We start from the raw sequence: 21506 nt of genomic DNA on the forward strand, positions 1-21506 counted from the left end.
GTGAAACCACTCAAACGCTCCGCCCGCCGCAGCCTCCTGGTGGCGCATGTCGCGGTATCCGTGAGCTGGCTGGGACTGACCGTCGGACTTCTGGCGCTCGGAATCGCGGCCTTCTCCACCGGGGATCCCGCCACCGCGCAGGCTGCTACCCGTTCCATGAAGATCTTCGGGGACTGGCTGATCGTGCCGGTCGCCCTGTTCTCGCTGTTCAGCGGTCTCGTTCTGGCGCTCGGCACCCCGTGGGGGCTGGCCAGGCACCGGTGGGTCTGGACGAAGTTCTGGCTCACCCTGATCACCGTGGCACTGTCCGTCTTCTCCCTGCGGCCCGGCATCGACGAGGCCGCGGCACGTGGGGCCGTCGACATCGACCTGGTGGTCGCGCCGTCGGTGGCAACGGCGACGTACCTCTTCGTCACCGCGATATCGGTGCTGAAGCCCTGGGGGCCGACCCACCGCGGCCGTCGGCTGCGCCGCTCGTCCGGAATCGGTAAAGGGGTGGACGCGCGAACACCGGGTCGGACAGCCTGACCTTCATGCCCAGCTCACAGCCCCGCCCGATCACCGAACTGCCTGTCCGGCGCCTCACCCCGGGCGACCTGGTCGCCTGTGCCGATCTCAGCGAAGACCGTGGCTGGCCACGCGATGAGCACAGATGGGGCCTGCTCCTCGCCGCCGGGACCGGCTACGGCGTGGACGACCCCGATGGCAAGGGCCTGATGGCCAGCTGCGTGGTGACCTCCTACGGCTCCCGGCTGGCAGCCATCGGCATGGTGCTCGTCGCGGAGCGGTATGCGCGGCAGGGAGTCGCACGGCAGCTGATGCACCACGTGATCGCCGAGTCCGGAGATACCCCGCTCAGCCTCTACGCAACGGCCTCGGGGCAGCCGCTCTACGAACAGCTCGGTTTCTCGGTCGTGGGCCGCTCCCGGCGGGTCGCCGGTTTCTTCCGGCCGACCGGCGGCAGGCCCCCTGCCGTCACCGTCCGCCCGGCCACGGCGGAGGATCTGCGAGCCATGGTCCTGCTGGACGCGGATGTCTTCGGCGCCGACCGGACCCATGTCCTCGCCCGGCTGCCCGCGTTCGCCGACCATATCCGGGTAGCGCAGGACGGGGGACGTCTCATCGGTTACGCGGCGGCCTGGCCCAGCGGCCGGACACATGCGATCGGCCCGCTGGTCGCGCGCGACACCGCCACGGCTGAGGCACTTGTCGCCTCGCTCGCGGAGGCGACGGATCTGCCGCTGCGCGCGGACATCGACGCGCGCCATACCGAGCTGCTCGACTGGTTCGAGGAGCACGGTCTGCGGCCCGACTCCACGACCACGGTGATGACACATGGAGCCGCGGACCTGCCGGGCGACTGGACTCGTCGCTATGCCCCGCTGACCGTTGCCATGGGCTGACCGCCGACGTCTCCACGGCCCGGAGCCGTCATCGACTGCGGGCCGGTCGAGCACGGTGGCAGGGTGTCGAAGAGTGACAAGGCATCCCGCAACAAGTTGCAAGCGCGGACTATTTCGACAGTCACCTACCCTGGAGGGAACGGCTCCGTCACATAGGAGAGACCCCATGACAGCGACAGACCCCGCGCTCACCGCCCTCTCCCAGGGCTGGTGCGCTCTCTCCTTGCTCCACGGAAAGATCGAGGCCCACGTCGAGCGGGCGTTGCAGTCCGGGCACGGGCTCAGCGTGCGGGAGTACTCCCTGCTCGACGTTCTGAGCAGGCAGCACAGCGGCCCCGGCGGGCATCTCCAGATGAAGCAGGTCGCGGACGCAGTCGTGCTCAGCCAGAGCGCCACCACTCGCCTGGTCACCCGCCTGGAAGACCGCGGGCTGCTGATGCGGTATCTCTGCGACACCGATCGCCGCGGCATCTACACCGATGTCACCGAAGCCGGCCAGACCCTGCTCGACGAGGCCCGGCCGACCAATGACGGCGCACTGCGTGCCGCGTTGGACGAAGCCGCGAAGAACCCCGAACTGGCCCCGCTGGTCGAGGCCGTCGAAGCACTGAAGGCCCCCGTGCCGGTCGCGTGAGTCGCACGGGGCCGGCCGGACCGGGCCGGGCTCGTGCACCGCACGGCCGGTCTGCGTACCCTGCCGATCATGAGCGATCTGGAAATACGCCCCGCCGCCCTTACCGACATCCAGGCGATCGTGGCCATGCTCGCCGATGATCCGCTGGGTGCCCGGCGTGAATCACCGGACGACCTCGCCCCGTACCGCACCGCGTTCCAACGGCTCGCGGACGATCCGAACCAGCACCTGGTGGTCGCCGTGCGCGAGGGCCGTGTCGTCGGAACCCTGCAGCTGACCGTGATTCCCGGGCTTTCCCGGCGCGGCTCGACCCGCTCGGTCATCGAGGGCGTACGCATCCACGCCGACGAGCGGGGCAGCGGCCTCGGCACCCGGCTGATCGAGTGGGCCGTGGAAGAATCCCGGCGCCAGGAATGCCAGTTGGTCCAGCTGACGTCCGATGCGACCCGGACCGACGCGCATCGCTTCTACGAGCGGCTCGGATTCACCGCGAGCCATGTGGGCTTCAAGCTCGCACTCTGACCGCAGACCGGAATTCGGAGACCGCAGCCGGGAGGCCGCCCGTGCACCGCATCAGTGACGAACAGCGCAGGGTCAGGCTCGGACGACGCCACCTTCTGGCCCCATCCGAACGGACCGTCTCCCCGGTCGCTGTGGCCGACGCGGTCGTCGCGCTGCACGCCACCGACGCCGCCACCGTCTTCCTCTCGGCGTGTGCCCGCATGACCGAAGCGGACGTCGCCCTGGTGGAAGAGGCTCTCTACGGGGAAGTCTCGCTGGTCCGGCAACTCTCCATGCGGAACACCCTCTTTGTCGTGTCGCGGGAGCTCGCCCCCTGTGTCGACGCCTCGAACGTCCGGGCCGTGGCGGCGAAGGAGCGCCGGACCTTCCTCAAGCACCTGGCAGACGACGGCAACGGCCTGGACGAGCGCTGGCTCGCCGACACCGAACGGCAGACCCTAGCCGTTCTCGCCGACCGCGGCACCGCGACCGGCACCGAACTCTCCGCCGCCGTGGCCGCCCTGCGTACAAAGATCACCCTCTTCCCCGGCAGGAGGGCCGAGGCCGTACAAGGCGTCGCTTCTCGTGTCATCCGGATCCTGGCCGCCGAGGGCCGCATCCGCCGGGACCGCCCACGCGGTTCCTGGACCTCCAGCCAGTTCCGCTGGACGGCATCCGAGCCCTGGCCGTTCGAGGAACCCGCAGAGGCACAGGCCGAGCTGACCCGGCGATGGCTCCGCTCCTACGGCCCCGCGACCGAGGCCGACCTCAAGTGGTGGACGGGCTGGGCGCCACCGGATGGGTACTGCCGGAGGACATGGCGCCGGAACCGGCTCCGGACCCCTGGGCGGCGCTGCTTCCGGCCCTCGACCCCAGCGCCATGGGGTGGGCCGATCGCGGATTCCACCTACCGGCCGGGCATCGGCAGGCTCTCTTCGACCGGTCCGGAAACATCGGCCCGACCGTGTGGTGGAACGGCCGGATCGTGGGCGGCTGGGCCCAGCAAGCCGATGGTGAGCCGGTCTGGCGGTTGCTGTCCGACGTCGGCCGGGATGCTGCCACCGCGATCGAGGCGGAAGCATCCCGGCTTTCGCGATGGGTGGGTCAGACCCGGGTCACTCCGCGCTTCCGTACCCCGCTGGAACGGGAGTTGACAGCCTGAGCCCGACCCGCGCTCCGCCGTTTCACGTGAAACGTGACGCTCAGGCTCACAGTCCCCGCCAGCCGCGCTCGTCCACTCCGCCGGGAACTCCCGCCGCCGGGTCGTACGGCTCCCGCGTGAAGACGAACGACCCCAGGTCGAGGTGGTTCACGCTGCCGTCGCTGTTACGGACCACGCGCAGCGTCTCCCCCGCGTAGTAGCCGTCGCGACCGATCCAGGTGCCATCGGGCTGTGCGGTGAACCGGGCACCGCGGCCGGCGCCTTGCAGGGGTCCAAGTTCCAGCCCACCGTCCGCGGCCATCCGCAGGACGTTCGAGTGCGTGCCCCAGTACCAAGGACCGGTCAGAGCGAGCAGTTCGGCATCCGCCTCCGGCAACGGGCGCCAGGGCTCCGGGATACGGGGCTCGGCCTCGGCCACGATGTCCACGAGGTCGGCTGCGACACCACCGACCATCAGCCCCGCCGTCGTGTTGGCGAACACGACGGCCGCCACATCGTCCTCGACACTGATCCACAGCGTGGCCAGGAAGCCGGGCAACGACCCCGTATGACCGATGAGGGTGCGGCTTCCGCTCCGCACCACTTGAAGACCCAGACCGTAACTGAACTGCCATGCGCCGGGCTCGGCCGGTGCGGACGGCACGCGCATCTGCTCCACGGAGGCGGCACCGAGCACCCGGTCGTCACCCTCGGCCAGGAAGGCCGCGAAGCGCAGGAGGTCATCGGCCGTGGACCAGAGCTGGCCGGCCGGGGCCATCAGCCCGAGATCCTCCGCCGGTTCCGGCAGCATGACATCGGCCCAGGGATGCACGGCCCAGCCGCCCGCGTGCGGTGACTGCGGGTGGGGGCCGGTGCGGTGCATGGAGAGCGGCTCCAGGATCTCGCGCCGCAGCGCCTCCGCCCAACTCTCCCCGCGCACCTTCTCGACCAGCGCGCCCAGCAGCGTGTAGCCGGGGTTCGAGTAGTGGTGGCGGTGTCCTGGGGTGTGCATCCGCGTCTGCTCGCCGAGTACATCGGCCAACTCGGGCCGCAGCGTGCCCGGCGTCCTCTCCCACCAGGGCGCGGGCGCCTCGGCACCGAGTCCTGCGCTGTGGCCCAGCAGTTGATGGATCGTCACATCGCCGACTCCGGTGCCGGGCAGATGCTTCCCCAGCGGATCTTCCAGGTCCAGAAGGCCCTCGTCGCGCAGGCGCAGCACCAGTACCGCGGTGAACGTCTTGGTGAGGGAGCCGATCCTGAACTGCGTGTCACCGTCAGGGGCATGGCCGTCCACGCAACTGCGGGCACCGCTCCAGACGGTCTGTCCCTGCCTCCGCACGGCGGCGACGAGCGAGGGCGCCCGGCCCTCCTGCTGAGCGGTGGCGATGCGGTGCAGCAGAGCACGCTGCGTCCCCGGAAGCAACTGTTCGGATGAGTAGGTCATGCTCAAACAACTACCCGCAGAACCAAGCTGTGGCGAGTCCATTTCACGGCGCCCGAAACGCGCCCGGAACCTCCGGCGGATGCCGGTCAGGTCTGCGCCATGTCCACGAAACGCGAGTAGTGACCCTGGAAGGCCACCGTGATCGTCGCCGTCGGGCCGTTACGGTGCTTGGCCACGATCAGGTCGGCCTCACCGGCGCGGGGGGACTCCTTCTCGTACGCGTCCTCGCGGTGCAGCAGGATCACCATGTCGGCGTCCTGCTCGATGGATCCGGATTCACGGAGGTCGGAGACCATCGGCTTCTTGTCCGTGCGCTGTTCGGGGCCACGGTTCAGCTGGGAGAGCGCGATGACCGGAAGCTGGAGCTCCTTGGCCAGCAGCTTGAGGTTTCGGGACATGTCCGAGACTTCCTGCTGGCGGCTCTCGGCACGCTTGGAGCCGCCGGACTGCATCAGCTGCAGATAGTCGATGACCACGAGCTTGAGATCGTTGCGCTGCTTGAGACGGCGGCACTTGGCCCGGATCTCCATCATGGAGAGGTTCGGGGAGTCGTCGATGTAGAGCGGGGCGGCCGAGACGTCGGGCATCCGGCGGGCCAGCCGTGTCCAGTCCTCGTCGGTCATGGTGCCGGAGCGCATGTGGTGCAGCGCCACCCGGGCCTCGGCGGAGAGCAGACGCATCGCGATCTCGTTGCGCCCCATTTCGAGGGAGAAGATCACGCTGGGCAGATTGCTCTTGATCGAACAGGCCCGTGCGAAGTCGAGGGCCAGCGTGGACTTACCCATGGCGGGGCGGGCAGCGATGACGACCATCTGGCCCGGGTGCAGACCGTTCGTCAGTGCATCGAGGTCGGTGAAGCCCGTCGGCACCCCGGTCATCTCGCCGCTGCGCGAACCGATCGCCTCGATCTCGTCGAGCGCGCCCTCCATGATGTCGCCGAGCGGCAAGTAGTCCTCGCTGGTGCGCTGCTCGGTGACCGCGTAGATCTCGGCCTGCGCGGAGTTCACGATGTCGTCGACATCGCCGTCCGCCGCGTATCCCATCTGCGTGATCTTCGTTCCGGCTTCGACGAGCCGCCTCAGGACCGCCCGCTCATGGACGATCTCCGCGTAGTACGAAGCGTTGGCCGCGGTCGGCACGGACTGGACGAGGGTGTGCAGATACGGCGCTCCGCCCACCTTGGTGATCTCGCCGCGCTTGACCAGCTCGGCCGCCACCGTGATCGGGTCGGCCGGCTCTCCCTTGGCGTAGAGGTCGAGGATCGCCTGGTAGACGGTCTCGTGCGCGGGGCGGTAGAAGTCGTGGCCCTTGATGATCTCCACGACATCTGCGATGGCGTCCTTGGACAGGAGCATGCCACCGAGGACCGACTGCTCGGCATCGAGATCCTGGGGCGGCACCCGCTCGAAACCGGGCGACCCACCCTCCCAGCCACCGCTCTCCCTGCCGCGTTCATGCTGCTCGCCGCGGTCCCTGCCTTCACCGCGGCGCTGCCGGGAAACGGGCAGACGGTCGCTGGGACCGGTCTCGGCCCAGGGGTCGTCCAAAGGCTCGGGAATGCTCACCGGGCCACCTCCTCCCGTCCGCTCCGCGGACCTCGCCATGCCACTCTTTCTTACGGCACAGCACCGACAAACAAGACGCCCGACTCCGGTTCCGGCGCGTCGAGTTCTGAGTGGTTCCGAGTCCGAAACGGGGTGCGGGCGCCGGTCCACGGTAGGCCGCTCGGCACCGTCAGCCAATCTGGTTATCCACAGGGCATGTGGACGACCGACCAGATGCTGTGGAGAACTCTGCGGAACCTGTGCACGGAGCGGGGGACAGCGCTGTGGACAAACTCATAGCACCCGCACCGCCAGCGCGCTGACCTGGCATTTTCCCATCCACGGCCTGTGGGGGAGAAAAACTTTCCGAGTCAGCACAAGATCACGACAAACGGCACACGGAGGAACGCCGAGCGTCAGCAAATGTAAGGGACACAAAGCCATTGCATCTATTACCTGTGGAAGATTAGATTGGCCCCCATGATCCAGGCCCCGGCACCCCCGCCGCCCAGTCGTCGACGACACGACCGCGAGATCATCTCGCTCGCCGTTCCTGCCTTCGGCGCACTCGTCGCCGAGCCGCTCTTCGTGATGGTCGACAGCGCCATCGTCGGCCATCTCGGCACCCCTCAGCTGGCCGGCCTGGCAGTCGCCGCAGCCCTGCTGACCACCGCCGTCAGCATCTTCGTCTTCCTCGCCTACGCCACCACCGCGGCAGTGGCACGACGGGTCGGAGCAGGCGATCTGGCCTCGGCGATCCGGCAGGGCATGGACGGCATCTGGCTGGCGATCCTGCTGGGCATCGCCGTCATCGCCATCGCTCTCCCCACGGCCCCCTGGCTGGTGGATGTCTTCGGCGCCTCCGACACGGCAGCCCCCTACGCGACCACGTATCTGCGGATCTCCAGCCTCGGCATCCCGGCCATGCTCGTGGTGATGGCCGCGACCGGCGTTCTCCGCGGCCTGCAGGACACCAGGACCCCGCTCTACGTCGCCATCGGAGGCTTCGCGGCCAACGGAGCCCTCAACGCGGGACTCGTCTACGGCGCCGGACTCGGAATCGCCGGATCGGCCTGGGGCACTGTGATCGCACAGGTCTCGATGGCCGTCGCCTATCTGATCGTGGTGGTACGGGGAGCCCGACGGCACGGCGCCTCGCTGCGTCCCGATGCGGCAGGCATCAGGGCCAGCGCCCAGGCCGGCCTACCGCTGCTGGTCCGTACGCTGTCGCTCCGTGCCGTCCTGTTGATCGCCACGGCCGTCGCCGCCCGTCTCGGCGACACCGAGATCGCCGCGCACCAGATCATCCTCTCCCTCTGGAGCCTGATGGCCTTCGCTCTCGACGCCATCGCCATTGCCGGTCAGGCGATCATCGGCCGGTATCTGGGGGCCGACGACGCCAAGGGCGCACGTGAGGCGTGCCGCCGCATGGTGCAGTGGGGCATCGTCTCCGGGGTGGTGTTCGGGGCACTGATCGTCCTTGCCCGTCCACTGTTCGTGCCCTTGTTCACCGGCGACCGGGCCGTGCAGGACACCCTGCTCCCGGCCCTGATGGTGGTGGCGCTGTCCCAGCCGGTCGCGGGTGTGGTCTTCGTCCTGGACGGAGTACTCATGGGCGCCGGCGACGGGCGATACCTGGCCTGGGCCATGCTCGTCACTCTCGCGGTGTTCGCTCCGGTCGCCCTGCTGGTACCGGTGATCGGTGGCGGCCTGACGGCGCTGTGGTGGGCGATGGCGCTGATGATGGCCGTCCGCATGGTGACGCTGTGGCTGCGCACTCGCTCCGGCAAGTGGATCGTCACCGGGGCCACCCGCTGAGCCACCGCCCGTGGTCCCGTTTCACGTGAAACCGTGAAACCGTGAAACCGCGAGACCACCAGGTCGCCAGGCCACAAGGCCACGACGAAGGGCCGCACCCCGAGGGGTACGGCCCTTCAGCTGCTCAGGTGAGCTGTGCCCTTAGGCAGCAACGACCTCGACGCCGAGGTTCGCAGCGACCTCGGGGTGCAGACGCACGGACACCTGGTGTCCGCCGAGCGTCTTGATCGGCGAGCCGAGCTCGACGCGACGCTTGTCGACGTCGGGGCCACCGGCGGCCTTGATCGCCGAGGCGATGTCGGCCGGGGTCACGGAGCCGAAGAGACGGCCGGCGTCGCCGGAGCGAACGGCCAGACGGACCTTCACGGCCTCGAGCTTGGTCTTGATCTCGTTGGCCTGCTCGATCGTGGCGATCTCGTGGATCTTGCGGGCGCGGCGGATCTGCGCCACGTCCTTCTCGCCACCCTTGGTCCAGCGGATGGCGAAGCCACGCGGAACCAGGTAGTTACGGGCGTACCCGTCCTTGACGTCGACGACGTCGCCCGCAGCACCGAGGCCGGTGACCTCGTGGGTGAGGATGATCTTCATGATTCGGTCACCCTTCCCTTATCGCGCGGTGGACGTGTAGGGCAGCAGCGCCATCTCACGGCTGTTCTTGACTGCCGTGGCGACATCACGCTGGTGCTGCGTGCAGTTGCCGGTGACGCGGCGGGCACGGATCTTGCCGCGGTCGGAAATGAACTTCCGCAGCATGTTCGTGTCCTTGTAGTCCACGTACTGGGTCTTGTCCTTGCAGAAAGCGCAGACCTTCTTCTTAGGCTTGCGCACAGGCGGCTTCGCCATGGTGTTTCTCCTGTGTGATCAAGAAGTGGGGGTACGAGCTGCCCTAGAAGGGAGGCTCGTCCGAGTAGCCGCCGCCGGAGCCGCCGGAGCTTCCGCCCCAGCCGCCTCCACCGCCCTGCTGGCCCCCGCCCTGCTGGCCGCCGGACGGCGCGCTCGTGGCCCACGGGTCGTCGGCGGGAGCGCCGCCACCACCCTGCTGGCCACCACCGGGACCGCCGCCCCAGTTGCCGCCGCCCTGCTGGCCACCGCCGTATCCACCCTGGCCGCCCTGACCACCGCGACCGGTGGTCTTGGTGACCTTGGCCGTGGCGTTCTTCAGGCTGGGGCCGACTTCCTCGACATCCAGCTCGTAGACCGTGCGCTTGACGCCCTCGCGGTCTTCGTACGACCGCTGCTTCAGCCGGCCCTGCACGACAACGCGCATGCCTCGCTGGAGCGACTCGGCGACGTTCTCCGCCGCCTGCCGCCAGACCGAGCAGGTGAGGAACAGGCCTTCGCCGTCCTTCCACTCATTGGTCTGCCGGTCGAAGATGCGGGGAGTGGACGCGACACGGAACTTCGCGACCGCCGCACCGGACGGGGTGAAGCGCAGCTCGGGGTCGTCGACGAGATTGCCGACGACCGTGATGACGGTCTCGCCTGCCATGGATGAACCTCTCGGCGGGGATTGCTTCTGGCTGCTTGCTGCTACTCGAACCCGATGACCACTGAGCTAGATGCTCAGTGGGACTCGGGACGGAGGACCTTGGTCCGGAGGACCGACTCGTTCAGGTTCATCTGGCGGTCGAGCTCCTTGACGACCGCAGGCTCGGCCTGCAGGTCGATGACCGAGTAGATGCCCTCGGGCTTCTTCTTGATCTCGTAAGCGAGACGACGACGGCCCCAGGTGTCGACCTTCTCAACCTTTCCGTTGCCCTCACGGACGACGGAGAGGAAGTTCTCGATCAGCGGGGAGACAGCGCGCTCCTCGAGATCGGGGTCGAGGATGACCATCACCTCGTAGTGACGCATGTGGAACCCACCTCCTTTGGACTCAGCGGCCACGGTCGTTCCGTGGCAGGAGGGTCGTGATGCGTGAGCATCAGTGTCTCCGAGTAAAACAGCCGCCACTGACAACACCCTCCATGGAGAGGGGCTGCCGTGCTGGCCTGGGCAGACACCGGTGCAGACCGTACAGAGTACCCGCACACCGGCTTCCGGTTGAAATCCGGTGGTCAGGAGACGCAATCTGGACACATCGAGTGTGAGCGGCGCCACAACGCGCCCCATTCGGCCAGGAGGTACTCCATGGCACAGGCAATACGACCTCGTCCCCCCGTCTCCCTGCTCGCCACGGACGGCAAGCCCCATCCGCTCCAGGAGACCCTGGTGGCGGTGACGCTGATCCTCGGTGTGCTCGCTTTCGTGACGGCGATGTTCCACAACCTGCATCTGATCAGTTCGTGGGCCGGACTCATCGGGATCCTCACAGGCGCGTACGGCCAGTACATCTCGGTGACCACGCGCGAGCGGTTCCCGTTGATCATCGGCATGGGCGCGGCCGCCATCGGCTTCTTCCTGGGCATGGCGCACGGCGGCCTCTTCGGCGGCGTGGTGGGCTGACCCGCAGAGCCGCAACCGACAGACATCCATAACCGGACAAGCAGAACGGCGCGGGAACCACACAGGGTCCTCGCGCCGTTCCCCCTGTACAAGGGCCCGGCAACCCGGGTCGCGACGGCGGCGGAGCGGCTGGGCCCCATAGGGCCAGACGGCGTGCTCGTCGGCCACAGTAGGCTTCGGCGCGAGAGCCGGAGCCCCTGACCGATGGGGACACACCTGCCGAGGAGCGCCCCGCATGAGCCTGACCCTGAGGACCATCAGCCGAGAGCAGCATCTGGCGTACATCCAGAGCCTGCCTGCGGCGAGTCACATGCAGGTCCCGGCATGGGCGGACGTGAAGGCCGAGTGGCGCTCGGAGAGCCTCGGCTGGTTCGACAAGGGCGGACAGCTCGTCGGCGCCGGGCTGGTGCTCTACCGGCAGCTGCCCAAGATCAAGCGCTACCTCGCCTATCTTCCCGAGGGCCCGGTCATCAACTGGTACGCCCCGAATCTGGACGACTGGCTGCGGCCGATGCTGGCGCACCTCAAGCAGCAGGGCGCCTTCTCCGTGAAGATGGGCCCGCCGGTCATCATCCGTCGCTGGGACGCGGCCGCCATCAAGTCGGGCATCCAGGACCCGGAAGTGAAGCGTCTGCGCGACGTCGAGGCCACCCACATCGAGCCGCGCGCCTTCGAAGTGGCGGACCGGCTGCGGAAGATGGGCTGGCAGCAGGGCGAGGACGGCGGCGCCGGGTTCGGTGACGTACAGCCCCGCTACGTCTTCCAGGTGCCGCTGGCCAACCGCTCGCTGGAAGACGTCCACAAGGGCTTCAACCAGCTGTGGCGACGCAACATCAAGAAGGCCGAGAAGGCCGGCGTCGAGGTGGTCCAGGGCAGCTATGCCGAGCTCGACGAGTGGCAGCGGCTGTACGAGATCACGGCGGAACGCGACCACTTCCGGCCGCGTCCGCTGGGCTACTTCCAGCGCATGTGGACGGCCCTCAACAACGAGGACCCCAACCGGATGCGGCTGTACTTCGCCCGGCACGAGGGCGAAAACGTCGCGGCCGCGACGATGCTGATCGTCGGCGGGCACGTCTGGTACTCCTATGGTGCCTCCGCCAACCACAAGCGCGAGGTCCGGCCCTCGAACGCGATGCAGTGGCGGATGCTGCGCGACGCGTACGCCATGGGGGCCACCGTCTACGACCTGCGCGGCATCTCCGACTCGCTGGACGAGACCGACCACCTCTTCGGTCTGATCCAGTTCAAGGTGGGCACCGGCGGCCAGGCGGCCGAGTACCTCGGCGAGTGGGACTTCCCGCTCAACAAGCTGCTGCACAAGGCGCTCGACATCTACATGTCGCGCCGCTGACCCGCGTCGCACCGTACGCGTCGCACCGCTGATACGCGTCGCCCCGCTGACGAAACCGGCTTCATTGGTTTCAATGGAGCTTCGGCTTCACACACCTCCCACACAGCAGCCACCAGAAGGGTTCCGGACCGGCCATGGCGCTCTCCCTGTACGTCGACACCGCGCGCTGGCGGGCGCACCAGAAATCCGTCCTCGACCAGTTCCCCGGCCTCGTACCGGTCTGCAAGGGCAACGGGTACGGCTTCGGTCACGAGCGGCTGGCCGACGAGGCCATCCGCTTCGGCTCCGACACGCTCGCCGTCGGAACGACCTACGAGGCAGCCCGCATCAAGGACTGGTTCAGCGGCGACCTTCTGGTCCTCACCCCGTTCCGCCGGGGCGAGGAGCCGGTGCCGCTGCCCGACCGCGTCATCCGCTCCGTGTCCTCCGTGGACGGCGTGCACGCCCTGGTGGGCGCGCGGGTCGTCATCGAGTGCATGAGCTCGATGAAGCGCCACGGCGTCAAGGAGGAGGAGCTCGGACAGCTGCACGCCGCCATCGAGGACGTACGGCTCGAAGGTTTCGCCCTGCACCTGCCGCTGGACCGCACGGACGGCTCGGACGCCGTCGAGGAGGTCATCGGCTGGATGGACCGGCTGCGCGCGGCCCGGCTGCCGCTGCACACCATGTTCGTCAGCCATCTGCGCGCCGAGGAGCTGGGCCGGCTCCAGCAGCAGTTCCCGCAGACCCGTTTCCGCGCCCGTATCGGTACCCGGCTGTGGCTCGGCGACCACGAGGCGACGGAGTACCGGGGTGCTGTCCTGGACGTCACGCGGGTGGTCAAGGGCGACCGCTTCGGCTACCGCCAGCAGAAGGCCGCCTCGGACGGCTGGCTGGTGGTCGTCGCCGGCGGTACCTCGCACGGCGTGGGCCTGGAGGCCCCGAAGGCCCTGCACGGTGTGATGCCGCGGGCCAAGGGGGTCGCTCGCGCGGGCCTGGCCACCGTCAACCGCAACCTGTCGCCGTTCGTCTGGGCGGGCAAGCAGCGCTGGTTCGCCGAGCCGCCGCACATGCAGGTGTCGATCCTGTTCGTCCCCGCGGACGCCCAGGAGCCGAAGGTCGGCGACGAGCTGGTGGCCCATCTGCGCCACACGACCACCCAGTTCGACCGCCTCGTCGACCGTTAGGCAGGCGCCGGGTCCCTCCGCACGGGAGAGACCCGGCTCTCAAGACCCGGCGCTCAGGGGCCGGCTCTCAAGACTCTGCTCTCAGTCGGCGACCGGTCCGCGGGCCGCGCCCCAGTCCACCCGTGGTCCTTCCACCGCCGGGTGGGCATGGTCCGCCGGATGCGCCGCCCGCCCCAGCACGAACACGTCCGGGGCCCCGTCGAGCACCCCGCCGGACGGATCGTCCGACCCGTCGCGCCGTACGACGTCCTTCTCCGGCATGAGGATGTCCCGTACGACCACGGCGCAGACGTACAGCGTGCCCAGCAGATGCAGGACGATCGCCAGCTGGTACCCCTCCGTGGGCAGCCCCTGGTGCTTGTCCCCGCTCGTCGTGTACGCGAGGTACATCCAGATGCCCAGGAAGTACATGACCTCGCACGCCTGCCAGATCAGGAAGTCGCGCCAGCGCGGCCGGGCCAGGGCGGCCAGGGGGATCAGCCAGAGCACGTACTGCGGCGAGTAGACCTTGTTGACGAGGATGAACGCCGCGACGACGAGAAAGGCGAGCTGCGCGAAGCGCGGCCGACGCGGCGCCATCAGGGTCAGTGCACCGATCGCCGCGCACAGCAGGACCGTCGTCAGGGTCGAGACGGTGTTGACGGTCGAGACCTCGATGCTCTCGCCGGTCCGCTGGGTGATGATCAGCCAGAAGGAGCCGAAGTCGATGCCCCGTTCCTCGCTGAACGTGTAGAACTTCTTCCACCCCTCGGGCGCGAGGGCCATCACCGGCAGGTTCACCACCAGCCAGGACACCGCCGCACCGAGCGTCGCCATGCCGAACTCCCGCCACTTGCCCGCCCGCCAGCACAGGACGAACACCGGCCCCAGCAGGAACACGGGATAGAGCTTGGCGGCCGTGGCGAGCCCGATGAGGATGCCGAACACCAGCACCCGTCCCCGGGACCACATGAGCATCGCCGCGGCCGTCAGCGCGACGGCCAGCAGGTCCCAGTTGATCGTCGCGGTGAGCGCGAAGGCCGGCGCGAGGGCGACCAGCAGCCCGTCCCAGGGGCGGCGCCGGTGCGTACGGGCGACACAGACGGCGATGATCACGGCGCAGATCATCAGCATGCCCGCATTGACCATCCAGTACATCTGCTCGCGGTGCTGAACGGATCCGCCCGGCGTCAGCCAGGCGGCGACCTGCATGAACACACCCGTCAGGACGGGGTACTCCAGGAACTGCATGTCGCCGGGCAGCCGGTCGAGGTACGGCACGAGGCCGTCGGAGAAGCCCCGGGCTGCGAAGAGGTGCGGAATGTCCGAGTAGCAGGCGTGCGTGTACTGCGAACCCGCGCCCCTGAACCAAGCCCAGTTGTAGCAGGGCAGCTTCTGCACCATGCCCAGCGCGAACATCCCGAGGGCCACCAGCGCGATGGCGCCCACGGGCGTGAGCGCCGTGCTGCCGAGCCGTGTCCAGCGCCCCGACCGCCCGCCGATCAGCTCGCTGCCGGCCGCGGCCACCTCGTCCTGGTGGGTGGGCCGTACGACCGACCGTTCCGCGGACTGGTGCACACTCGTGTCTTCTGCGCTTGGCATGCCGCTCATCCTGCCGTACCGGGCTGTGGAAACGACGAGGGCCGCCGCACCGTGTGGTGCGGCGGCCCTCATGACCGGGTCGGCCCAGCGGGCCGTGCGGGCGCTATCCGGCCGGCCCGCCGAAGATTCCGCCGTTGCCGTTCCCGCCGTTGCCGTTCCCGCCGTTGCCGTTCCCGCCGGTCGGTGGCTCGGGGGTCGTCGACGGATCGGTGCCACCACCGGTGTCTCCGCCGTTCGCGCCGCTGCTGGTCCCGCCGTTGTTGTGCTGGCAGTCCCAGTCCCACGTACCGCAGGTCTGGCTGGGGTTGGGCGCTGACGGGGACACGCTCATCGAGGGCGACTCGGTCACCGACTTGGACGGCGAGGGCGTCAACGGTGCGGTGGGCGTCGGCGTGGGGCTCTGCGCTCCGCCGCCGTAGACCTTGTCACCGATCGGCCCCGGCTCCGGGAAGCTCAGGACCGGCTTCCCCTTCAGAGCGCCCACCATGTAGTCGTGCCAGATCTGGGCCGGGAACGACGCACCGTGGATCGTCTGCTCGCCACCCGTGCCGTACATCTTTTCGAACTTGCGGTTCTTGTTCGACGCATCGTCGTCGAGCCGGTACATGCTGATGGCCGTGGACAGCTGGGGCGTGTAGCCGACGAACCAGGCCGACTTGTTGTCGTCCGTCGTACCCGTCTTGCCCGCCACGTCCCGGCCGGGGATCTGCGCGGGGGTACCGGTGCCCTTCTCCACGACGTTCTTCAGGACATCGGTGACGTTGTCGGCGATCGCCGCGTCGAAGGCACGCTTGGCGACGTTCTTGTGCTGGTAGATGGTCTTGCCGTCGTGCTTCACCTCGGAGACCGAGAAGGGCTCGCGCTGCTGGCCACTGGCGGCGAAGGTCGCGTACGCGCCGGCCATCCGGATCGCACTGGGCGAGGACGTACCGATGGAGAACGACGGCACGTGCGAATCCGCCATCTGTTCGTCGTCCTTGAGCCCCGCGGCCATGGCGATGTCCTTCACCTTGTCGGTGCCGACGTCCATGCCCAGCTGTACGTACGGGGAGTTGGCGGACCACTGCATCGCCTCGCGAAGGGTGATGTTGCCCCTCGACTCATGACCGTCGTTGGCCTGCAGCCACTCCTTGCCGTTCTCGTCGGTCCAGATCTCGCCGTTGTACTTCTTGATCTTCAGCTTGTCGTCGGCGTTGTAGATGCTGAGCGGCGAGACCTTGGTGCGCGCCGACTCGCCCTGGTCCTCCGAGAGCGCGGGGTTCCGCTTGCCGTACTCCATCGCCGCCGCCAGCACGAACGGCTTGAAAGTCGAACCGACCTGCGCACCCGTGGGGTTGGCGTTGTTGGTGAAGTGCTTGGTCGCGTCCTGACCGCCGTAGATCGCCACGATGGCGCCGGTCTTGGGATCCACCGACCCGCCGCCGAACTGGACGTGGGTGTCCGTCTTCGGGCGCTGCTTCGGCTTGATCTTGCTGTCGTAGACCTTCTGGACCGCGGCGTTGAGCTCCTTGACCTTGTCCCTGTTGAAGGTGGTGCGGATCTGGTAGCCGCCGCGGGCCAGCATCTCCGCCGTGACGCCCTTGTCGTTGTTGCTGAGGAAGTACTGCCTGGCGAGTTCGACCAGGTAACCGGTCTGACCTGCCAGCTGGGCATCCTTCTTCGGCGGGTCGGGCATCGGGAACTCGGTGTACTTGGCGCGCTCCGACTTCGAGAGCCGCCCGTCGTTCACCTCTTCGTCGAGGATCCACTTCCAGCGCTTCTTGGCCCGTGCGGTGTTCAGCTCCTTCGTCGCCTGCACGGGGTCGACGTCGGGAGCGCCCGCCGGGTCGTAGTACGACGCGCCCTTGAGCAGCGTGGCCAGGAACGCGCACTCGCTCGGGTTCAGGTTGATGGCGTCCTTGCCGTAGTACGTACGGGCCGCCGCCTGGATCCCCGAAGCACCCCGTCCGTAGTACGAGACGTTGAGGTAGCCCGCCATGATTTGGTTCTTCTTCATGTCGTTGCTGACCTTGAGCGTGATGAAGAGTTCCTGGAACTTCCGGCTCAGGGTCTGTTCCTGGGACAGACGCGAGTTCTTCACGTACTGCTGGGTGATCGTCGAACCACCCTGCGTCTCTCCTCCGGTGGCCATGTTGAACAGGGCCCGCGCGATACCCATGGGGTCGATGCCCCGGTCGTGCTCGAAGGACTTGTTCTCGGCCGAGATGACGGCGTCCCGCATCGCTTCGGGGATCTGCTCGAAGCCGATGATCTGGCGGTTGACCGAACCGCCCGTGGCGATCATCTGTTTGCCGTTGTCCCAGAGGTAGACGTTGTTCTGCGCCACCGCGGCTTCGTTCACCTTGGGCTTTTCGACCATCGCGTACGCGATACCGGCGAGGCCCATGAGCAGGCCGAGGAAGCCGATACAGAGGCTGGAGACCAGCTTCCACGACGGAACCCAGCGCCGGAAGCCGTACTTGCCGGCGCGCGGGTAGTCGATGAAGCGTTTCTTGACAGGGCGCTGGGGGGCCCGGCCCCGCCCCCTGCCCGGTTCCTCGTGCCCGCCGTCGCCGCCACCGCGACGGCGGCCCCCGCCCCCGCGGCCCGCTCCGCCGCCCTCGGCGCGACGGCTCCCGCCGCCCCGCTGGGCGGCACGTCTGGCCTCGGCGCGTCCGCCGTACGGGCTGTCACCGCCGTGCGAACCGGAAGGTGACTCGGAAGTTACTCCACGTGACGGTGCGGCGCGGCGTCCTGAGGACTGCTGGGCGGCTCGTCTGGCCGCTGCACGCCCGCCACCTTGTGGTTGCGGCGTTTTGCGGCGGTGCTCGCTCATCGAACGACTACTCCTCGGGCAGGCGAGAGCGCCTGGAAGCGGCAGTTGAGATCCGGTCCCCCCGAATTACGGACCAGCCCTGCGAAAGGCTCGTCCGCCATGCGTCCGGCTGCTCCGCGAAGACTGACGCGCGCGGGCGTCACGCGGTTCCCGGTGGTCTGCATGCCGCACAGACTACGCACGGTCAAAACCCACCTAGGGCCGAACTTCACCCCAAACAACGCAAGTCGGCGCCTACGAATTCACGATGTGACGCCGTTCACGATGGCTCCTCTTGTCGCATCGCGACGACCGATCTATCGTCGTGATGTATCGAGTCGATACATCAGCTCGGTACATCGGCCCGGCACGGGCTCCAGCAGGAGCACTCGGACGCACTCGGAGACGGAGGAGGCGAAGTTGAGCAGACGCTCCGGCATCCTCGAATTCGCCGTTCTCGGCCTGCTCCGTGAGTCCCCGATGCACGGCTACGAGCTGCGCAAACGACTCAACACCTCGTTGGGGATCTTCCGCGCCTTCAGCTACGGCACCCTCTATCCCTGCCTCAAGACGCTGGTCGCCAACGGCTGGTTGATCGAGGAGCCGGGTGCCGCTCCCGTCGACCAGCCGCCCGCCACCGGCCGCGCGGTCGCCCCCGCCTCCTCGCTGGCCGGGCGCCGCGCCAAGATCGTCTACCGGCTGACGGCGGAAGGTAAGGAGCGCTTCGAGGAGCTGCTCTCGCACACCGGCCCCGACTCCTGGGAGGACGAGCACTTCGCAGCCCGCTTCGCCTTCTTCGGGCAGACGGAGCACGACGTGCGGATGCGAGTGCTGGAAGGCCGTCGCAGCCGGCTGGAGGAGCGGCTGGAGAAGATGCGGGCCTCACTGGCCCGCACCCGTGAGCGCCTCGACGACTACACACTTGAGCTGCAGCGACACGGCATGGAGTCCGTGGAGCGCGAAGTGCGCTGGCTGAACGAGCTCATCGAGAGCGAGCGGTCGGGACGGGATCAGCGACGATCCTCGCCCGGGAGCGAAGCTCAGCAGAACACCGCAGGAGAGACGGACGGCCTGCCCCGGCGTCGGGGTGACACCCCGCCGGATCCGTCCGACGACACCGCAAAGTGAGGTCCCCGCAGATCCGCGGGGCCTTCATCGGGAACATCCAAAACACACAGGGAGCAACCGGAATGGGTTCGGTTCGCGTAGCCATCGTCGGCGTGGGCAACTGCGCCGCCTCGCTGGTCCAGGGCGTCGAGTACTACAAGGACGCCGATCCGGCCGGCAAGGTGCCCGGTCTGATGCACGTCCAGTTCGGCGACTACCACGTGCGGGACGTCGAGTTCGTCGCCGCCTTCGACGTCGACGCGAAGAAGGTCGGTCTCGACCTCGCGGACGCCATCGGTGCCAGCGAGAACAACACCATCAAGCTCTGCGACGTGCCGAACGCCGGCGTCACCGTCCAGCGCGGCCACACCCACGACGGTCTCGGCAAGTACTACCGCCAGACCATCGAGGAGTCGGCCGAGGCACCGGTCGACATCGTCCAGGTCCTCAAGGACCGCAAGGTCGACGTCCTCGTCTGCTACCTGCCCGTCGGCTCCGAGGTCGCTGCGAAGTTCTACGCGCAGTGCGCCATCGACGCCAAGGTCGCGTTCGTCAACGCCCTCCCGGTCTTCATCGCCGGTACCAAGGAGTGGGCGGACAAGTTCACCGAGGCCGGTGTCCCGATCGTCGGCGACGACATCAAGTCGCAGGTCGGCGCGACCATCACGCACCGCGTGATGGCGAAGCTCTTCGAGGACCGGGGCGTCATCCTGGACCGCACGATGCAGCTGAACGTCGGCGGCAACATGGACTTCAAGAACATGCTCGAGCGTGAGCGCCTCGAGTCCAAGAAGATCTCCAAGACGCAGGCCGTCACCTCCCAGATCCGGGACCGCGAGCTCGGTGCGGACAACGTCCACATCGGCCCGTCGGACTACGTTGCCTGGCTGGACGACCGCAAGTGGGCGTACGTGCGCCTCGAGGGCCGTGCCTTCGGTGACGTTCCGCTGAACCTGGAGTACAAGCTCGAGGTCTGGGACTCCCCGAACTCCGCCGGTGTCATCATCGACGCCGTCCGCGCCGCGAAGATCGCCAAGGACCGCGGCATCGGCGGCCCGATCCTCTCCGCGTCCTCCTACTTCATGAAGTCCCCGCCGGTGCAGTACTTCGACGACGAGGCCCGCGAGAACGTCGAGAAGTTCATCAGGGGCGAGGTCTCCAACTGACGCAGCCGGACACGGCGCGTCCACACGGCCGGGTGCTGAGCGGCAACGCTCATTCCCTTCCGTGCTGTTGAGGGTCCCCGGGCAATCTGCCCGGGGACCCTCAACGTATGTGACTCTTGATCGCATGGCCGTCGTGGGTGATCTGCGCGTTCTTCTGCTGCTTCGGAACTTCCGTCGTCTGCTGGCCGTACGACTCCTCTCCCAGTCGGCCGACGGTGTTTTCCAGGTGGCGCTGGCGGCTCACGTCGTCTTCTCGCCGGAGAAGCAGGCTTCGGCAGGTGCCATCGCCTCCGCCATGGCGGTGTTGCTGCTGCCGTACTCGCTCATCGGCCCCTTCGCCGGCGTTCTGCTGGACCGCTGGCCCCGCCGCCAGGTCTTTCTGTATGGGAACCTGCTGCGTGCCGCGCTCGCCTGCTGCACGGCGCTCCTCATCCTCGGCTCCGCGCCCGACTGGCTCTTCTACGCCTCGGCGCTGTGCGTCACCGCGGTCAACCGCTTCGTCCTGGCCGGGCTCTCGGCCGCTCTCCCGCGTGTCGTCGACACCGACCGGCTGGTGCTGGCCAACTCGCTCTCACCGACCGCCGGGACGCTCGCGGCCACGGCGGGCGGCGGCCTCGCCTTCGCCGTGAGGCTGCTGGTCGCGGACTCCGATGCCGTGGTGGTACTGCTGGGCGCGGCGCTCTACCTCATGTCGGCACTGGCCTCCCTGACCCTTGCCACCGGACTCCTCGGACCGGATCAGGACGGACACCGGATCGGGCTGAGGCAGGCGCTGACCGCCACCACGCACGGGCTGGCCGACGGCTTGCGCCATCTGGCCCAACGGAAGCAGGCAACCCGGGCGCTGGCCGCCATGACCGTGATGCGCTTCTGCTACGGAGCGCTGACCGTCATGGTGCTGATGCTTTGCCGGTACGCCTGGACCGACAGCGAATCCGAGGGCCTGGCTCTTCTGGGACTGGCCGTGGGGTTCTCAGGTGCGGGGTTCTTCGCGGCGGCCGTGCTGACCCCTTGGGCCGCGGGACGGCTCGGCCGGCTCCGCTGGCTGACCGCGTGCGCGGCCGGTGCGGCCGTCCTCGAACCCGCACTGGGGCTGTGGTTCGTACCCGCACCCATGCTGGTCGCGGCGTTCGTCCTCGGGCTGACCACCCAGGGGGCGAAGATCGCGACCGACACGGTGGTGCAGACCGCGGTGGAGGACTCCTTCCGTGGCCGGGTCTTCTCCCTCTACGACGTTCTGTTCAACGTCGCTTTCGTGGGAGCCGCCGCAGTTTCCGCCCTGGTGCTGCCTCCTGATGGGCGATCGGCCGTGGTGGTGATCGGGGTGGCCGCTCTCTACACGGTCGTCGCGGTGCTGATGTTCCGGTGGAGCCGCACCGGAGAAGCCGTCTAGCGCCCGAAGCGGAGC

The 21506-nt window shown here is 68.2% G+C and carries 19 protein-coding genes and 1 pseudogene; 12 read left to right on the forward strand and 8 right to left on the reverse strand.

What is annotated here, in order from left to right; all coding sequences use genetic code 11:
- From OHA19_RS20205 to OHA19_RS20225, 5 genes and pseudogenes are all read left to right on the forward strand, one after another.
- Complete coding sequence (locus tag OHA19_RS20205) at positions 1–528, forward strand: DUF2269 domain-containing protein (protein ID WP_405714668.1); 528 nt, start codon at positions 1–3, stop codon at positions 526–528.
- Positions 529–533: 5 nt separating this feature from the next.
- Positions 534–1403 carry a GNAT family N-acetyltransferase gene (locus OHA19_RS20210; RefSeq protein WP_405714666.1) on the forward strand — a complete coding sequence of 290 codons (870 nt, stop codon included), beginning with the start codon at positions 534–536 and terminating at the stop codon, positions 1401–1403.
- A 166-nt stretch (positions 1404–1569) separates the two neighbouring features.
- Positions 1570–2037 (forward strand): MarR family winged helix-turn-helix transcriptional regulator, encoded by a 468-nt coding sequence (locus tag OHA19_RS20215; protein WP_405714664.1) that lies wholly within the window; start codon positions 1570–1572, stop codon positions 2035–2037.
- Between the two features lie 69 nt (positions 2038–2106).
- Positions 2107–2559, forward strand: coding sequence for a GNAT family N-acetyltransferase (locus OHA19_RS20220; RefSeq protein WP_405714663.1), 453 nt, complete (start codon positions 2107–2109; stop codon positions 2557–2559).
- Positions 2451–3700 (forward strand): annotated as a pseudogene (locus tag OHA19_RS20225) (winged helix DNA-binding domain-containing protein). Before OHA19_RS20220 ends, OHA19_RS20225 begins: the two are co-directional and overlap by 109 nt.
- 46 nt (positions 3701–3746) lie before the next feature.
- Here the strand turns inward: OHA19_RS20225 and OHA19_RS20230 are convergent.
- Both OHA19_RS20230 and dnaB read right to left on the reverse strand, forming a co-directional pair.
- Positions 3747–5123 (reverse strand): serine hydrolase domain-containing protein, encoded by a 1377-nt coding sequence (locus OHA19_RS20230; protein WP_405714662.1) that lies wholly within the window; start codon positions 5121–5123, stop codon positions 3747–3749.
- Positions 5124–5209: 86 nt separating this feature from the next.
- On the reverse strand, positions 5210–6670 hold the full coding sequence (gene dnaB, locus OHA19_RS20235) for a replicative DNA helicase (RefSeq protein WP_206433546.1): 1461 nt from the start codon (positions 6668–6670) through the stop codon (positions 5210–5212).
- A 477-nt stretch (positions 6671–7147) separates the two neighbouring features.
- On the opposite strand from dnaB, the gene OHA19_RS20240 reads away from it, so the two are divergent.
- Positions 7148–8485 carry an MATE family efflux transporter gene (locus OHA19_RS20240; protein ID WP_405714660.1) on the forward strand — a complete coding sequence of 446 codons (1338 nt, stop codon included), beginning with the start codon at positions 7148–7150 and terminating at the stop codon, positions 8483–8485.
- Between the two features lie 141 nt (positions 8486–8626).
- On the opposite strand, the gene rplI is transcribed toward OHA19_RS20240, so the two are convergent.
- The 4 genes from rplI to rpsF form a co-directional block, all read right to left on the reverse strand.
- Positions 8627–9073 (reverse strand): 50S ribosomal protein L9, encoded by a 447-nt coding sequence (rplI, locus tag OHA19_RS20245; RefSeq protein ID WP_405714658.1) that lies wholly within the window; start codon positions 9071–9073, stop codon positions 8627–8629.
- Positions 9074–9091: 18 nt separating this feature from the next.
- Entirely contained in the window at positions 9092–9328 is a 237-nt protein-coding gene (rpsR, locus tag OHA19_RS20250; RefSeq protein ID WP_003967857.1) for a 30S ribosomal protein S18, read from the reverse strand.
- A gap of 43 nt (positions 9329–9371) precedes the next feature.
- Positions 9372–9974 carry a single-stranded DNA-binding protein gene (locus OHA19_RS20255; RefSeq protein ID WP_329820054.1) on the reverse strand — a complete coding sequence of 201 codons (603 nt, stop codon included), beginning with the start codon at positions 9972–9974 and terminating at the stop codon, positions 9372–9374.
- Positions 9975–10048: 74 nt separating this feature from the next.
- Positions 10049–10339 carry a 30S ribosomal protein S6 gene (gene rpsF / locus OHA19_RS20260; protein WP_072487610.1) on the reverse strand — a complete coding sequence of 97 codons (291 nt, stop codon included), beginning with the start codon at positions 10337–10339 and terminating at the stop codon, positions 10049–10051.
- Positions 10340–10615: 276 nt separating this feature from the next.
- Here rpsF and OHA19_RS20265 point away from each other — a divergent pair, with 276 nt between their 5' ends.
- From OHA19_RS20265 to OHA19_RS20275, 3 genes are all read left to right on the forward strand, one after another.
- Positions 10616–10930, forward strand: a complete 315-nt coding sequence (locus OHA19_RS20265) for a hypothetical protein (protein ID WP_358940793.1) — start codon at positions 10616–10618, stop codon at positions 10928–10930.
- Positions 10931–11165: 235 nt separating this feature from the next.
- The gene (locus OHA19_RS20270; protein WP_405714655.1) at positions 11166–12284 is read left to right on the forward strand and encodes a lipid II:glycine glycyltransferase FemX; all 1119 of its coding nucleotides are present in this window, start codon (positions 11166–11168) and stop codon (positions 12282–12284) included.
- A gap of 134 nt (positions 12285–12418) precedes the next feature.
- Complete coding sequence (locus OHA19_RS20275) at positions 12419–13450, forward strand: alanine racemase (RefSeq protein ID WP_405714653.1); 1032 nt, start codon at positions 12419–12421, stop codon at positions 13448–13450.
- A gap of 81 nt (positions 13451–13531) precedes the next feature.
- On the opposite strand, the gene OHA19_RS20280 is transcribed toward OHA19_RS20275, so the two are convergent.
- Together OHA19_RS20280 and OHA19_RS20285 are read right to left on the reverse strand one after the other, a co-directional pair.
- Complete coding sequence (locus tag OHA19_RS20280) at positions 13532–15031, reverse strand: glycosyltransferase family 87 protein (protein ID WP_405751056.1); 1500 nt, start codon at positions 15029–15031, stop codon at positions 13532–13534.
- Positions 15032–15134: 103 nt separating this feature from the next.
- Entirely contained in the window at positions 15135–17846 is a 2712-nt protein-coding gene (locus tag OHA19_RS20285) for a transglycosylase domain-containing protein (RefSeq protein WP_405714649.1), read from the reverse strand.
- Between the two features lie 399 nt (positions 17847–18245).
- Between OHA19_RS20285 and OHA19_RS20290 the strand changes: the two genes are divergently transcribed.
- From OHA19_RS20290 to OHA19_RS20300, 3 genes are all read left to right on the forward strand, one after another.
- Entirely contained in the window at positions 18246–18953 is a 708-nt protein-coding gene (locus OHA19_RS20290; protein WP_405714647.1) for a PadR family transcriptional regulator, read from the forward strand.
- Positions 18954–19015: 62 nt separating this feature from the next.
- Positions 19016–20098 carry an inositol-3-phosphate synthase gene (locus OHA19_RS20295; protein ID WP_266731319.1) on the forward strand — a complete coding sequence of 361 codons (1083 nt, stop codon included), beginning with the start codon at positions 19016–19018 and terminating at the stop codon, positions 20096–20098.
- 124 nt (positions 20099–20222) lie between these two features.
- On the forward strand, positions 20223–21491 hold the full coding sequence (locus tag OHA19_RS20300; protein ID WP_405751058.1) for an MFS transporter: 1269 nt from the start codon (positions 20223–20225) through the stop codon (positions 21489–21491).
- The last annotated feature ends 15 nt before the right edge of the window (positions 21492–21506 follow it).

Source organism: Streptomyces sp. NBC_00012 (genome assembly GCF_045040875.1).
Classification (GTDB): Bacteria; Actinomycetota; Actinomycetes; order Streptomycetales; family Streptomycetaceae; genus Streptomyces.

Coding starts and splice junctions, on each gene's coding strand:
- OHA19_RS20295 (WP_266731319.1), top strand. CDS start 19,016: ATGGGTTCGGTTCGCGTAGCCATCGTCGGCGTGGGCAACTGCGCCGCC.
- OHA19_RS20215 (WP_405714664.1), top strand. CDS start 1,570: ATGACAGCGACAGACCCCGCGCTCACCGCCCTCTCCCAGGGCTGGTGC.
- OHA19_RS20240 (WP_405714660.1), top strand. CDS start 7,148: ATGATCCAGGCCCCGGCACCCCCGCCGCCCAGTCGTCGACGACACGAC.
- OHA19_RS20270 (WP_405714655.1), top strand. CDS start 11,166: ATGAGCCTGACCCTGAGGACCATCAGCCGAGAGCAGCATCTGGCGTAC.
- OHA19_RS20285 (WP_405714649.1), bottom strand. CDS start 17,846: ATGAGCGAGCACCGCCGCAAAACGCCGCAACCACAAGGTGGCGGGCGT.
- OHA19_RS20280 (WP_405751056.1), bottom strand. CDS start 15,031: ATGCCAAGCGCAGAAGACACGAGTGTGCACCAGTCCGCGGAACGGTCG.
- OHA19_RS20300 (WP_405751058.1), top strand. CDS start 20,223: ATGGCCGTCGTGGGTGATCTGCGCGTTCTTCTGCTGCTTCGGAACTTC.
- OHA19_RS20230 (WP_405714662.1), bottom strand. CDS start 5,123: ATGACCTACTCATCCGAACAGTTGCTTCCGGGGACGCAGCGTGCTCTG.
- OHA19_RS20265 (WP_358940793.1), top strand. CDS start 10,616: ATGGCACAGGCAATACGACCTCGTCCCCCCGTCTCCCTGCTCGCCACG.
- OHA19_RS20210 (WP_405714666.1), top strand. CDS start 534: ATGCCCAGCTCACAGCCCCGCCCGATCACCGAACTGCCTGTCCGGCGC.
- OHA19_RS20255 (WP_329820054.1), bottom strand. CDS start 9,974: ATGGCAGGCGAGACCGTCATCACGGTCGTCGGCAATCTCGTCGACGAC.
- rpsR (WP_003967857.1), bottom strand. CDS start 9,328: ATGGCGAAGCCGCCTGTGCGCAAGCCTAAGAAGAAGGTCTGCGCTTTC.
- rplI (WP_405714658.1), bottom strand. CDS start 9,073: ATGAAGATCATCCTCACCCACGAGGTCACCGGCCTCGGTGCTGCGGGC.
- rpsF (WP_072487610.1), bottom strand. CDS start 10,339: ATGCGTCACTACGAGGTGATGGTCATCCTCGACCCCGATCTCGAGGAG.
- OHA19_RS20220 (WP_405714663.1), top strand. CDS start 2,107: ATGAGCGATCTGGAAATACGCCCCGCCGCCCTTACCGACATCCAGGCG.
- OHA19_RS20275 (WP_405714653.1), top strand. CDS start 12,419: ATGGCGCTCTCCCTGTACGTCGACACCGCGCGCTGGCGGGCGCACCAG.